This window comes from Microcoleus sp. Pol11C3 (assembly GCF_036701485.1).
GTDB lineage: Bacteria > Cyanobacteriota > Cyanobacteriia > Cyanobacteriales > Microcoleaceae > Microcoleus.
In genome coordinates this window covers 1-13,599 of the sequence record NZ_JAUBQW010000023.1, presented here as the reverse complement: position 1 = coordinate 13,599, position 13,599 = coordinate 1, and the positions used below count along the sequence as shown (strand labels likewise).

Genomic DNA, 13,599 nt, shown 5'->3' with positions numbered 1-13,599 from the left:
AGATGAAGTTATCAAAAACATTCTGGATTGTTGCTGGTTTTGTGTACTTTTTAATTCTTCTCAGTATCATGCTTTTAGCAGATACGGGCCTCTTAGTCAACTTTCCTCTCGCTCATCCGCCTTATGACAAACTCGGACATTTTATTTTGTACGGAATAGCATCTTTTCTATGCCATAGAGCAACTGGCAAAAAAATGATGAGTGTGTTTAATTATCCAATTCCTTTCGGACCCGCAATTTTTACCATGTTCACTGCGGCGGAAGAAATGCTGCAAGCGATTTTACCAAATCGTACTGCTAGTATTGAAGATTTTTTGTTTAGTTTTGGCGGGATTTTAGTTTTTTATTGGATTGGAGAAGTTTGGGATAGAAAAAAACAGAAGTGATATAGAAGGAAGTTCGGCTTCCGTCGCAGTGTACTGGATTTAACGGATTGAAGAGATAGAAAGAAGCTGCACCGGTTGACGAGGGTGAGTTTGTAGTTTGTAAGGTGTGCAATGCCCACCACTTGACGAGGGTGAGCAACTTTCGTTACTGCACTATTAGATTTTTATGGGAAGTCGTAAATTAGGGTTTGATGTACACTGCGTACCAAACCTGAGTTATCTACTCAGGTTTTTTATAACTTGTTCTAGCGAATTTGCTTCTTGAGTTTTGCCTTGCTTTCTAAATAAATCCCTGGCTTTTTTTACCGACTCTACTGCCTCTGACATTTTATTTTGTGCGTACAGGACTTGGCTTTTCATATAATAAAATTCTGGGATGTTAGGCTTGAGGCGAATTGCCGTTTCTAAATTGGTAATTGCTTCTGCTAATTTGTTTTGATTGGCTAGAATGCTGCCCAAATTAGCGTAAGCTTCGGCAAAATTGGGGTCTATTTGAATGACTCTACGAAAGGCTGCTTCTGCACCTGCCCTATCTTGTTGTGCTGCGAGATTTAAGCCTTCTTGAAAAGATTCGTTTGCGCCCGTATTTTGGACTAAACTATTGTTTATTGGTGACTCTCCCCCCATGGGTAAAGAGATATTAGCAGCACAAACTGGAGCAACTGTCAATAGGCTGGCTGCTGCTGCTGCTGCCGTTAAAAATTGATTTTTTTTGAACTTGTTTAACATTAGCAATTAACCGGATTTTCTATCTCAACAATGTGTGGGAGAGCGTTCAATTACTCTCTTCCAAAAAGGTTTGTACTCTACCGTTGGGTCTCAAAACAACTCGGATTTTAGGGTTTTTTCCATCAGAAACCGCAGAAACAAACGGCTCGCCGGCTAATGGCATATTAGTTTTCTCGATATAATCTGCTGCTGCTTTTCCCATCGGCACAATACTTTGAATTGATCCATTTTCATCGATCAGCACGCTGTATTCCAAAGTTTGTTCCATTCCTTCTGGAGGCTTCCAGCGTTCCTCAAAGTAAGTTCTAGCTTCTGAAACTTGAGGAATTGTATCAAATAAAGTGCGGTTTTTTTTGCTTGCCGCAGCCTGGTTGTTGTCCTCGGACTCGGCTGGGGGTTGAGCGTCCTCAAGAGCTGGGAGTTCGGTACTGGCGGGGGGGAGAATCGGCTCGATGCGGCGGGGGAAGGGTTGCGGCGCGGGAACGGGAAATCGGGAAGCAGACAGAGAGGGCGGCAGGGGGGGCGGCACGGCGGGAGCTAGTCTGGGCGGTAATGGGGGCAGCAGGTAAGGTACTGGTGCGGGTGCTTGGGGGCGGCCTTGGGGCGGTTCTTCGGGGGCGGGAATAGTGATTGTTTGCCCTTGAGGGAAATCTGGGGCGCTCTGTGGGGCGCTGGGTGCGCTGCCATTGGCGGGAAATAGCAGGGGTGGCTGTTGGATGGGGCTGGGTTTGTTGGTGGGGGGAGTTGGGGCGAGGGCGATGGGGGGCAAGCTGGGGCTGGGGGAGGTGGCGGTGTTGATGGGCGGGGGCGGCAGGGGCGGTAAACCGGGTGTCGCTGCTGGTGTTGGTGCTGGGGGTGTGGGTAGGGCGGGAACTGGACTGGGGGAAACGCCTGCAGCTAGCTGGGGGTTTCCTTGAGCGGGCGCGGGGGCGGGGGCTGTGGCGATTTGGGGGGAGGTGGCGGATCGATGGAGCATTTTGATAATTCCTGTCGTCAGGCCCGCGCTGGCGACGAGCATTGCTGCTACTTTGAGCCAGGGTGAGGACAGCGGTTGTCGGGACTCACGGTTGAGGTTGGGAAGCGCCATCACTTCGGCGGCGCAGTTATCTAGTGCTGTGGCCAAGTCAAACAGTTGCAGGGTGCTCAAGGGAACTACTGGCCCGGATTCTGCGGCGCTCAAAGAGCCTAAAAACAAGTTGTGGGCGAGCAAGCCGCGGGGTTCTAAGCGGGGGGGAACCGGAAGGTAGGAAGCGGCGGAGGTTGGGAGAGAGTAGGGGTTGGAAGTTGCTAGTTCGGAAGTGTTGACGGAGCGATCGAATATAACGGCGTTACGCGCGACTTCTGGCGAGTCTGGGCCCGCAGGGATACGGTCTGTTTGAGAGTTGAGGTTGCTTTCCCACTCGCGGGATTCGCCGAGCAAGTTTTGGACGTAGGTGCTAACAGCTTCGTGGAGGGTTTCGAGTTGAATTCGATCGCCCCTAAGAGTAATGTGTTGGGTATCTGGCAGCCTGGGGTCGTCGAGTCGCAGCTCGAAACTTAAAGATTTAAACACCGGTTGGCCCGCCCAGCGAGATAGAGGCGAACTTTTGGCTGTAATTTCCAGCGTGCAAGTGGGGGGCGTGTACCGTTTGAGAACCATAGCAGGAAGTCAGTTGACTGTTGACTGTTGACTGTTGACTGTTGGCTGTTGGCTGTTGACTGTTAGCTGCTGACTGTTAGCTGCTGAATTTTGAGTGTTGTTTAATTTTTAGCACGGTCTAGAAGAGCCAGCCAGAGGCGGCGGTGGCCGCCGGGACTGCTGTAAAACAGCAAATCGATCAGGAGTTTGAGAGCCAAATCAGTCAACTCTCGGGCAGATAAATTTTCTGCATCTTCCATGCGCGAGCCATAAGTGTTGCTGAACCTGTCAATATAATCTCCCAGCAAAGCGATTGTGTGAGGTTCGCGGTTTTGCTCTGCCATTTGTTCGAGCAAAGCAACAGCGCGGCGGATTAAAGCTTGGTGCTGACAGGCCAAATGACAGCTTATCAAAACGAGCGATCGAGCTTCCTCCACATCAAGTTTTTTGCGCCCTCCGTGGCCTTTCCGCAGCGGGTTAGATTGGCGCAGCCGCCACAAAGCTACCCGATCGGCTACCATTGGCTCTAAATTCAGTTCGGCTGCTACCTTGAGCATCGCCTCTGACCCAATTTCTGCCAGTGCTTCTAGGGCTAACAGCACTAAATCCAGTTGGGCTTTAATGTTGTCCAACTGGGTAGGTTCTGGTGCTTTTTGGGTCAATTCTTCCCAGTTGGGAGATGGGCCCCTTTCGTTTGTGGGAGCGGAGGACTTTACGGTCGAGCGCATGGCTTCAGCACGGGAAATTAAGACAGGTTGAGGCAGGATATCAAACAGTATGCAGTGATGAAAGCTTTGCGGCCTGTGGGCAACAGCACATCTGTTAAGTTGTCTCCATAGCTCGTTGCTTTGATTCCGGCAATCCTAACTGCTGGACGGATTTGCGGGTTAAAAGTTGCGGTTTCAAGTTTGATCGATCGCAAGCAACAAAACCCATAATTTTTCACCCCTAACCATGCTACGCCACAGAGTGACCGAAATCAAATCCGTGCTTTGAAACTCTCGGGACTTATAGCAATCCTAAATGATTATACTCGTTACCAGGAAGAGCCTGGTAACGCAGATCCGGAGGCAGAGCCTCCATAGTCTGGGCCGAGGCAGAGCAAGAGTGACATCGGTTTCCAGGCTCTTCCTGGGAACCAGTTAACCAGTTATTGAAACTGATGCGAGGATTGCTATATTATTGCCGTTGAGAATAACGGCAGAATTGACGGGCAGCGTGGCATCTGGGACAATTTAGGCTATACTTGGGGCGATCGCGTTAAAACTACAAAATATTATACCGAGGCATAATTTGCAATTTATTGGTTTGATTAATTAAATAATTTTAAAATCTCGATTAATTCTGGATTATAGCGGTTCTCAGATTAATGAGGTATGCAGAAACCCTGTATTGTCAAGCTTTCCAGGTCAAAATTCATACCTCACCTTTTTGAGAAAGGCTATATATCATTGAACCAGTTAATTGTACATAGCAACTTGGGCAGGATTTGTAAATGAGTTTTTTTAAAACGAACCGCTTCGAGGTGCGTTAGCAAAGCGGCGCGTAAGCGCTCTTGTCACGAAGGAAGAGAAGAGAAAAAGCGCTAGATTTTTTGGGCTACGTGAAAAGCTGAAAGATAGGAAGCTTGGATGCTATTTCCGCAGTTCTTTTCTAGGACTTCCCGCAAATTTGCCAACAAATAATTTCTATTTTCATCATCGAGCGCTATGTAGACTGAGTAAGTTTTCAAAAGTGCCAGATAATCTTCTATGCTGTAGGTAATTTCACACACTAACTGTTCGTAAATCAAACCCTCGAACAGCCCAGAGTCAATAACATATTGTCCGAATACATTGATACTTTCTTCTTGATTTCCTCTTTCTTTGGCATGATATTCTGCTAGAGACGGAGCTTTAATTTGATAAACCTCATCCAAAACTCGGTAAACTTCATCCGGCGGCAAAACTCCCGCATTCCACAGCAAAATCAAAGAACCTTTATTTTTTAATGCAGCCGCCGTTTTTTGATACCGAATCTCCGGCGACACCCAGTGAAAAGAAGTCGCTGCCAGCACAGCATTGAATTTCTCAGTCTCTAATTCCCACTCTTCAAATGTGAGATTTTGAATCTCTACAGATGGATAAGCTGCACAGTTTTGTCGTGCTAGCTGACAAGCTTCTTGGCTGGGTTCGAGACAAAGCATTGAAAAGCCGAATTCAGCAAACGGAATAGTGGGAATTCCCGGGCCACATCCGATTTCAAGAATGTTTGTACCCGCAGGAAGTTCAGCTAATTCGACAACGCGATTAATTAGTTGTTGAGGATAGCGCGGTCTTGTTTTGTTATAAGCATCTGCGATTTCGCTGTACCAGTTTTTTCGCTGTTCGGAAGTGTAGGTAGCGATGTATTCGCTATACCAATCTTGGGATTTTTCTGATTCTTTTACCATTTTTAAAATTTTACATATTTGCTGCTGCAATTACCCGATGCTGCGATTGCTTTGATAAGAGAGCGCTACGCTAACTTTCAAGAGTAAGCAATGACAACGTATATCTACCAATCCTCCCATCAATTATAAAATCTTACTCTTCTCTTCCTTTGTGTCCTTTGCGTCTTCGCGGTTCGTTCTAACTAATTGTATTAAAATGCGAAATTATGCTTGAGTTTCTGCTTCTGTAAAAATTGGCGGCCACAGTTGGGAAATTGGCAATTCCCAACCAGGAAAAAGTTCGGCTACTGTCAAAATATCTTCATTTCCCAACACAAGCGGTTCACCTTCCTGACGATAAACTGTTACAGTTTCTTCATCCGGATCGATCAAAATTCCTACTTGCGCTCCGAGTTCTATAAAATTCTTAATCTTTTTTTCTAGCGGTTTAATACGATCGCTCTGTGATTTAATTTCTACTACCAAGTCTGGGACTAATTCTCCAAAATAACGGGGACTTTGCCTGAGACGTGCGGCTCGGACAAAATAAACATCAGGTGCTGTGAGGTTAGCATCAGGTAAAATAAAGCCGCCTGCGGAGTCAAAAACTCGACCCAAACGGCGGGGATTCACCCAAACGAAAAGAAACGCACTCAAGCGAATGCCAATTTCACTAGATACAATATCTGACGGCCCCACAATGATAATCTTCCCGCTTTCAAGTTCAACTTGGTAGTCTTGACCAGCTTCTTGGAAGGTTTTTTGGACTTTTTCTAAGTCTTTGAGGGTCATCATATGGATTATTCCTTAGCAGAAAAGGAGTTGCCGCAGCTACAGCTTTGGGCGGCATTGGGATTGTGAAATCGGAAACCTCCGCCCATCAAGTCTTCTGAATAATCCAAGGTGAGCTCATTGAGATATTTTAAGTGCTGGGGGTCGATCGCAACGGAAATTCCCTCCGACTCGCATACAGCGTCTTCTGGGGCTGGCGCATCGTCAAATGCCATTGTATAAGACAAACCGGAGCAGCCGCTCGATTCCACGCCCAGACGAAATAAAGCATTGGGGTTGGGATACTTCGACTTGAGGCGCGTTACTTCTATCGCTGCTGTTTTGCTCAGATGAATCATTATGGGTAATTGGTAATTGGTAATTGGTAATTTGGGAGTAGTGTAGAGTTTTGAGAATGTAGAGTGCGCCTAGCCCTGCACCTTACCCGGAGAATGTAAAGTGCGCCGGGCCGCGCACCTTACCCCTATATTTTTAGCAACTTGAGTTACTTAGCCTTTTCATTACGAGCATAATCGTCTTGAAAGCGGATAATATCATCTTCTCCGAGATATTCGCCATTCTGCACCTCAATTAAAACCAGGGGGATAACTCCCGGATTTTCCAGGCGGTGAGAAGTGCACTGAGGAACGTAGGTAGACTGATTTGTAAACAGAACAATTTCTGTCTCGCCGCAAGTAACTTTTGCAGTACCAGAAACTACGATCCAGTGTTCGCTGCGGTGGTGGTGCATTTGCAGGCTGAGGCGGTGTCCGGACTTAACTTCGATCCGCTTAATTTTATATCCTGGGCCTTCTTCTAGAGTAGTAAATGAACCCCAAGGCCGCAATTCTGTAGCGGCAATTCCGTTGGGTGCAGCAGGTGCGTGCAGAGTAGATACTTGAGAAATTTCTTGAATCTGTACCATGATTTTCACTCCTTGAGGATTGCTTGCTGAATCCCTTGGTAAACGACGTTGGGTTTGGATATTAGCTAATTTATCCTTAAAACCGAAGTCCGATCGCACGAACCAGTTAGCGGACTGTAGAGTTTTGCACTTTTGTCTGCTCTGCTCGATCGAGTTGCTTTAACAACCATAGCAAAATCACCACAGCGGTTGTCAGCCGGTATTCGGGATTGCCCAAATCTACATCAAATCTTCATTGTCAAAGGCTTGTGCTTTAAAGAACCTTAACGGGGAAAGGGGAGAAGCGGGAGTGAGAGACGGGAAGAGAGGGGGACAGGGGCACAGAGACGGACAGGGAGAGAACTTTTCTTCTGACTAATGACTAATCGCTAATGGCTAATGACTCATGACTGCAGAGATATAACAATTTTCTTAAGCTTAAAACTTATAAGCAGACATGATTAGAAAATACAGATTAGGTACAATAAAAAGCTCGGTACTCTGTCGATCGCAATTTTTTCGTCACTTTTAGGAAAACATCAAAATGAACAGCAACGGACTGCCACAAAAACAAGGCCTGTACGATCCGCAGTTCGAGCACGACGCTTGCGGAGTCGGATTTATTGTACACATGAAGGGTAACAAATCCCACGAAATTGTCGAGCAGGCACTGACAATCCTGCTGAACCTCGACCACCGGGGCGCGTGCGGCTGCGAACCCAACACCGGAGACGGGGCGGGCATTTTGATGCAGGTGCCCCACAAGTTTCTCAAGAAAGTAACTGCGGCCCTAAACATCGAACTTCCCGAAGCCGGCGAGTACGGTGTGGGCGCGATTTACTCGTCGCCAAATCAAACTGAACGCGAAAACGGCAAACGCATTTTTGAGGAAATCGCGGCAGAAGAAGGCCAGGAAGTGCTGGGCTGGCGCGATGTGCCCACGGACAACTCGTCCCTCGGCGACACCGCCAAATCTAGCGAACCCTTCATGCAGCAAGTGTTCCTGCGGCGCGCGGCAGGTATCGACGAGGCGGCCTTCGAGCGGAAACTGTACGTCATCCGCAAACGGGCTCACAATGCGATTCGCAGGACTAACACAGACCCATACTGGTATAATTCCACACTCTCCTGCCGGACGATCGTCTACAAGGGTATGTTAATGCCGGTGCAAGTCGGCGATTACTATTCCGACCTGCACGACCCCGACATGGAAAGCGCTCTAGCCCTGGTTCACTCGCGCTTCAGCACCAATACTTTTCCGAGCTGGGAACGATCGCACCCTTACCGCTACATCGCCCACAACGGCGAAATTAACACGATGCGCGGCAACATTAACTGGATGCACGCGCGGCAATCGCTGTTCGAGTCGGAACTATTCGGCGATGACTTAAAGAAAATCCCCAATTTAATCAATATCGAAGGCAGCGACTCGACGATTTTTGACAATGCTTTGGAATTGCTGTATTTGGCTGGGCGTTCTTTGCCGCACGCTGTAATGATGATGATTCCCGAACCTTGGACAGCCCACGAGTCGATGAGTGACGAGAAAAAGGCTTTCTATGAATACCATTCTTGCTTGATGGAACCTTGGGACGGCCCAGCTTCGATCGCCTTTACCGATGGTACTTCGATCGGCGCCGTGCTCGATCGCAACGGTTTGCGCCCTTCCCGCTACTGCGTTACCAAAGACGACTTGGTAATTATGGCATCGGAAGCGGGAGTTTTGCCGATCGCCCCAGAACGAATTGTATCAAAAGGCCGCTTGCAACCGGGGCGGATGTTCCTGGTAAATACCGAGGAAGGCCGCATCGTCTCTGACGAAGAAATTAAGACCAAAATCGCCACAGAACACCCGTACCGCGAGTGGATAGACCAGCACATGGTCGAAATCGCCAAACTGAAAGATGCGCCGGCATTGCCAGAATCCGACCCCGAAACATTGATCCAGCGGCAAATGGCCTTTGGCTACACCTTTGAAGAACTGCGGTTGCTGTTAGCACCGATGGCGAAAGATGGCGTGGAAGCTGTCGGCGCGATGGGTGCGGATACGCCGCTGGCGGTGCTTTCCAACCGCCCAAAACTGCTTTACGAATACTTCCAGCAGTTGTTTGCTCAAGTTACCAATCCGCCAATTGATTCTATCCGCGAAGAAATTGTAACTTCTGCCGAAACTACGATCGGCGCTGAACGCAATTTGCTCAAACCAGAACCGGAAAGCTGTCATTTGATTGAACTGAAAACGCCCATTCTCAGCAATGAAGAATTAGCTAAGCTCAAACACGTAAATGAGGGCAATTTCCGGTCGATTACACTACCGATTTTGTTTGACCCCAAAAGCGGGGTAAAAGGTCTTGAACAAGCCTTAGAAGAGGTTTTTGCAGCAGCAGACAGCGCGATCGCCTCCGGGGTGAATATCATCATTTTGAGCGATCGGGGTATCAGTCCAGACAAAGCCCCAATTCCGGCGCTGCTGGCAGTTGCAGGCCTGCACCACCACTTGATCCGTAAAGGTACGCGCACGCGGGCGGGACTCGTGCTCGAATCCGGCGAACCGAGGGAAGTGCATCACTTTGCGACACTTATTGGATATGGTTGCGGCGCGATTAATCCGTATTTGGCCTTTGAGACGATCGCCGATTCGATTCGCGAAGGATTGCTGCTAAATGTCGAGTACAAAACAGCTTGCAAAAACTACGTCAAAGCGGCAACTAAAGGTGTGACGAAAGTTGCCTCGAAAATTGGGATTTCCACAATTCAAAGTTATCGCGGCGCGCAGATTTTTGAGGCGATCGGCTTAAACAAATCCGTAGTCGATAAATACTTTGCTTGGACAGCCTCGCGGATTGAAGGCGTAGGCCTCGAAGTCCTCGCCCAAGAAGCAATTTTGCGCCATACTCACGCATTCCCCGATCGCCCCAGCAGCGGACATACTCTCGATGTCGGCGGCGAATATCAGTGGCGGAAAGAAGGCGAGGCGCATTTGTTTAGTCCGCAGACAATTCACGCGCTGCAAAAGTCGGTGCGCGAGGGCAGTTATACGCTTTTCAAACAGTATTCTGGGCTGGTTAATGAACAAAACCAGCAGCATTTTACCTTGCGCGGTTTGTTGCAATTCAAGCAGCGGGAATCGATACCGATTGAGGAAGTTGAGCCGATCGAATCTATTCTCAAACGCTTTAAAACTGGGGCGATGAGTTATGGTTCGATTTCTCAAGAAGCCCACGAATCTCTGGCGATCGCCATGAACCGCATTGGTGGCAAATCGAACACCGGTGAAGGCGGGGAAGACTCGGAACGCTACACTTGGACGAACGATCGCGGCGACTCGAAAAACAGCGCGATCAAACAAGTTGCTTCCGGGCGTTTCGGCGTTACCAGCTTGTACCTTTCCCAAGCGCGGGAACTGCAAATCAAGATGGCGCAAGGCGCGAAACCCGGTGAAGGCGGACAGTTGCCGGGTAAAAAAGTATACCCGTGGATTGCCAAGGTGCGGAACTCGACTCCGGGTGTGGGATTGATTTCGCCTCCTCCTCACCACGACATTTATTCGATCGAAGATTTGGCAGAATTGATTCACGACTTGAAAAATGCCAACCGGGAAGCGCGGATTAGCGTCAAACTCGTGTCGGAAGTTGGAGTCGGGACGATCGCGGCCGGGGTTGCGAAAGCCCACGCCGATGTCGTGTTGATTTCCGGCTACGACGGCGGAACCGGCGCTTCGCCGCAAACTTCGATCAAACACGCCGGTTTACCTTGGGAATTGGGACTGGCGGAAACTCATCAGACTTTGGTACTCAACAATCTCCGCAGCCGGATTGTCGTGGAAACTGACGGTCAAATGAAAACTGGCCGCGATGTAGCAATTGCTGCCTTGCTTGGTGCTGAGGAATTCGGTTTTGCGACGGCGCCGCTGGTGACATTGGGCTGCATCATGATGCGCGTGTGCCACCAGAACACTTGCCCGGTGGGCGTGGCGACCCAAGACCCGCTGTTGCGGAAAAACTTTACCGGCGACCCGGATCACACGGTAAACTTTATGACTTTCATCGCGCAGGAAGTCCGGGAAATTATGGCGCAGTTGGGCTTCCGCACGCTGAATGAAATGGTGGGGCGGACTGATGTTTTGGAACCTCAGCAAGCTGTGGCGCATTGGAAGGCTAAGGGTTTGGATTTCTCGAAAATCTTGTATCAGCCGGAAGTTGGGGCGGATGTCGGGCGCTATTGTCAGATGGCGCAGGATCACGGGTTGGAAAAGTCGATGGATATGACGGTGTTGTTGGATTTGTGCAAAGGTGCGATCGAAAACGGCGAAAAAGTCCACGCCAAACTGCCGATTACCAATGTCAACCGGGTTGTCGGCACAATTCTGGGCAACGAAATCACCAAACGCAACTGGGAAGGTTTGCCGGATGACACGGTGCACCTGCACTTCCAAGGCAGCGCCGGCCAAAGCTTTGGCGCATTCGTGCCCAAGGGTGTCACCCTGGAGCTCGAAGGCGAAGCTAACGACTATTTGGGCAAGGGGCTCAGCGGCGGCAAAATCATCTTGTATCCGTCGCCAGCTTCTACCTTTGTCGCCGAAGAAAACGTAATTGTCGGTAACGTAGTGCTTTACGGCGCGACTGCTGGCGAGGTTTTCATCCGAGGGATGGCCGGCGAACGTTTTGGGGTGCGTAACTCTGGCGTGAATGCGGTAGTTGAGGGTGTCGGCGATCACGGTTGCGAGTACATGACTGGCGGCAAAGTTGTAGTTTTGGGCGCAACCGGACGCAATTTTGCAGCGGGTATGAGTGGCGGTGTTGCTTACATTTTGGATGAAGCGGGGGATTTTGCTACTCGCTGCAATATGTCGATGGTGGAGTTGGAAAAACTGGAGGATCCTGAGGAGATTAGCGATTTGCGGCAGTTAATTCAGACTCACGTTGATTTGACTGGAAGTGCGAAAGCATCGAAGGTTCTGGCTGCGTGGGATGAGATGGTGCCGGTGTTTGTGAAGGTGATGCCGCGGGATTATAAGCGGGTGTTGCAGGCTATTGAAAGGGCGATCGCATCGGGTTTAAGCGGTGATGATGCGCTGACGGCTGCATTTGAAGAAAACGCTCGCGATGTGGCCCGAATTGGTGGCAGCTAGCGTTTAGCATGAGGAATGGGTAATGGCTGTTATCAATCAGCAATTACCTATTCCTCACGAGCGATCGATTACCAATTATTAACTACAAACTATCAATGTTACAAAATATTAGTAATACTGAGAATGCGCTCATTGAAGAAATTCTTAAACGTTGGCAACCGCGATCGAGTCGATGTGGTCGCCTAGTGCAACGGTTTGATAGCGTTTTGCATTGGCATTACAGCGTTGTTCTATCGGATGCGTCTGCGATCGGTTGGGGGCCGGAGCGATCGGGCAGTCCATCAGATCGAGGACGCTTGGCTATCGAGAAGCTAGGGGATAATTTTCATGATGCCCTGAAAGTTCCCTATCTCGATCGATCGGCAATTCTGACCAATTTAATTGCTTCTGTCCCGGCGTTTCACGAGCAATGGAACTATGGTGTTCAAGGCTGGAATTGCGAGCATTGGGCGCGTTTAGTAACCACCGGGCAACCGATTTCGTATCAAATAAAACATCAAGGTTTTGGAATTTTCGACCTATTTGGTACGTTGTACAATCGCGGGGAGGCGATCGCCCACCTCAATGGTCACAGAGACTATGCGACTCAACGAATCCGCGCGATCTCTGACAATGGTTAAAGCCTCTGTAGGGTGCGTCAGACATCAAGATTTTAGGGCGTATTTTCAGGTTTTTGCCTGACGCACCCTACCGATTACTCGCGATGTCGCTCGGATTGGGGGTAGTTAGTAAATCCAAGAAACCGGGTTTCTGTGATAATTTTGGCATCGTCACCAGGATTTAGGAAGAAACCCGGTTTCTGAACCCCACCCACAGATCGCAATATGCCACGTCGCATCGAGATTTCTGTTGAGCGCCTGCAAGCAGCCTTTGCAACTCGACTAAGGTCTGTCCGTCTGCTCCAATAGAGGTGTTAGGCCACGCAAAATATTGCACTATGGGCTAAGCTGGTAGTCACTACCCTAATTCTTGAACTATGGATCTCTTCACACCTGTCGTATCTCAAGAACTTCAACATCGTAACTTTCGTTTTATCACTAAACCAGGATTCTTTGACCCGGAAAGTGAAGTCTTGAAAAATTGGGCGGATGGTTTTGTTGATCGAGATGGTAAATTTGTCAAGGAGTTCCAGACAACGTTTAATTCATCATTTTGGGAATTGTATCTTTTTGCATTTTTTAAAGAGCTTAACTGTAAAGCAAATCTATCTCATTCATCTCCAGATTTTGTATTAACTTCTCCTTATGGCGAATTTATTGCTGAAGCGACTACAGCAAACCACCCTAAAGGTCATCGTCCTGAATGGGATAGAGATCAGGTCAGACCCGAAGAAGCCGAAATGGATGATATTTTAAGGTTATCTACGCTTCGACTATTACAAGCAGTTACTGAGAAATTTAAGAAATTCCAGAAATCATATTCAAAACTCACTCATGTTCAAAATAAGCCATTTGTAATATGCGTTAGCCCCTTCGATCAGCCATTCTTTTATCTCCAAGATTGTCTAGCTATTATTCGCGTTCTTTACGCCTATGACCGACCTTTGACAATTTCAGGCGATCAGGAAGGAGAAGGCTCTTCAGAACTTATGGTGATAACTTTATCTAATAAAAGATAGACTCGTGCATAAGACTAGAAGCTGAAACTCAT

General features: G+C 48.5%; 11 protein-coding genes. 4 read left to right on the top strand and 7 right to left on the bottom strand.

Annotation, left to right across the window (positions count from 1 at the left end):
- Positions 1–2: 2 nt before the first annotated feature.
- Positions 3–386: a VanZ family protein gene (locus QUA40_RS08240; RefSeq protein WP_333123839.1), complete on the top strand. Its 384-nt coding sequence runs from the start codon at positions 3–5 to the stop codon at positions 384–386.
- Between the two features lie 216 nt (positions 387–602).
- On the opposite strand, the gene QUA40_RS08235 is transcribed toward QUA40_RS08240, so the two are convergent.
- The 7 genes from QUA40_RS08235 to QUA40_RS08205 all read right to left on the bottom strand — a co-directional run bounded on the left by QUA40_RS08235 (position 603) and on the right by QUA40_RS08205 (position 6,839).
- Positions 603–1,115, bottom strand: a complete 513-nt coding sequence (locus tag QUA40_RS08235; protein ID WP_333123837.1) for a tetratricopeptide repeat protein — start codon at positions 1,113–1,115, stop codon at positions 603–605.
- A 46-nt stretch (positions 1,116–1,161) separates the two neighbouring features.
- Positions 1,162–2,754 (bottom strand): DUF4335 domain-containing protein, encoded by a 1,593-nt coding sequence (locus tag QUA40_RS08230; protein ID WP_333123835.1) that lies wholly within the window; start codon positions 2,752–2,754, stop codon positions 1,162–1,164.
- A gap of 101 nt (positions 2,755–2,855) precedes the next feature.
- Entirely contained in the window at positions 2,856–3,461 is a 606-nt protein-coding gene (locus QUA40_RS08225; RefSeq protein WP_333123832.1) for a DUF3038 domain-containing protein, read from the bottom strand.
- 857 nt (positions 3,462–4,318) lie between these two features.
- A complete protein-coding gene (locus QUA40_RS08220) occupies positions 4,319–5,164 on the bottom strand; it encodes a class I SAM-dependent methyltransferase (RefSeq protein ID WP_333123829.1) in 846 nt (281 codons plus the stop codon).
- Between the two features lie 204 nt (positions 5,165–5,368).
- Positions 5,369–5,935 carry a Uma2 family endonuclease gene (locus QUA40_RS08215; RefSeq protein ID WP_333123925.1) on the bottom strand — a complete coding sequence of 189 codons (567 nt, stop codon included), beginning with the start codon at positions 5,933–5,935 and terminating at the stop codon, positions 5,369–5,371.
- 8 nt (positions 5,936–5,943) lie between these two features.
- Complete coding sequence (locus QUA40_RS08210; RefSeq protein ID WP_333123827.1) at positions 5,944–6,273, bottom strand: iron-sulfur cluster assembly accessory protein; 330 nt, start codon at positions 6,271–6,273, stop codon at positions 5,944–5,946.
- Between the two features lie 146 nt (positions 6,274–6,419).
- A complete protein-coding gene (locus tag QUA40_RS08205; protein WP_190732468.1) occupies positions 6,420–6,839 on the bottom strand; it encodes a phosphomannose isomerase type II C-terminal cupin domain in 420 nt (139 codons plus the stop codon).
- A 523-nt stretch (positions 6,840–7,362) separates the two neighbouring features.
- On the opposite strand from QUA40_RS08205, the gene gltB reads away from it, so the two are divergent.
- The 3 genes from gltB (at position 7,363) to QUA40_RS08190 (ending at position 13,567) form a co-directional block, all read left to right on the top strand.
- Positions 7,363–11,949, top strand: a complete 4,587-nt coding sequence (gene gltB / locus QUA40_RS08200) for a glutamate synthase large subunit (RefSeq protein WP_333123824.1) — start codon at positions 7,363–7,365, stop codon at positions 11,947–11,949.
- 95 nt (positions 11,950–12,044) lie between these two features.
- Entirely contained in the window at positions 12,045–12,569 is a 525-nt protein-coding gene (locus tag QUA40_RS08195; protein WP_333123821.1) for a hypothetical protein, read from the top strand.
- Positions 12,570–12,925: 356 nt separating this feature from the next.
- Positions 12,926–13,567, top strand: a complete 642-nt coding sequence (locus tag QUA40_RS08190) for a hypothetical protein (protein ID WP_333123819.1) — start codon at positions 12,926–12,928, stop codon at positions 13,565–13,567.
- The last annotated feature ends 32 nt before the right edge of the window (positions 13,568–13,599 follow it).

Bases quoted from the DNA above. Each gene is read 5' to 3' on its own strand.
- QUA40_RS08215 (WP_333123925.1), bottom strand. From the start codon at position 5,935: ATGACCCTCAAAGACTTAGAAAAAGTCCAAAAAACCTTCCAAGAAGCT.
- QUA40_RS08235 (WP_333123837.1), bottom strand. From the start codon at position 1,115: ATGTTAAACAAGTTCAAAAAAAATCAATTTTTAACGGCAGCAGCAGCA.
- QUA40_RS08205 (WP_190732468.1), bottom strand. From the start codon at position 6,839: ATGGTACAGATTCAAGAAATTTCTCAAGTATCTACTCTGCACGCACCT.
- QUA40_RS08195 (WP_333123821.1), top strand. From the start codon at position 12,045: ATGTTACAAAATATTAGTAATACTGAGAATGCGCTCATTGAAGAAATT.
- QUA40_RS08190 (WP_333123819.1), top strand. From the start codon at position 12,926: ATGGATCTCTTCACACCTGTCGTATCTCAAGAACTTCAACATCGTAAC.
- QUA40_RS08240 (WP_333123839.1), top strand. From the start codon at position 3: ATGAAGTTATCAAAAACATTCTGGATTGTTGCTGGTTTTGTGTACTTT.
- gltB (WP_333123824.1), top strand. From the start codon at position 7,363: ATGAACAGCAACGGACTGCCACAAAAACAAGGCCTGTACGATCCGCAG.
- QUA40_RS08225 (WP_333123832.1), bottom strand. From the start codon at position 3,461: ATGCGCTCGACCGTAAAGTCCTCCGCTCCCACAAACGAAAGGGGCCCA.
- QUA40_RS08220 (WP_333123829.1), bottom strand. From the start codon at position 5,164: ATGGTAAAAGAATCAGAAAAATCCCAAGATTGGTATAGCGAATACATC.
- QUA40_RS08210 (WP_333123827.1), bottom strand. From the start codon at position 6,273: ATGATTCATCTGAGCAAAACAGCAGCGATAGAAGTAACGCGCCTCAAG.
- QUA40_RS08230 (WP_333123835.1), bottom strand. From the start codon at position 2,754: ATGGTTCTCAAACGGTACACGCCCCCCACTTGCACGCTGGAAATTACA.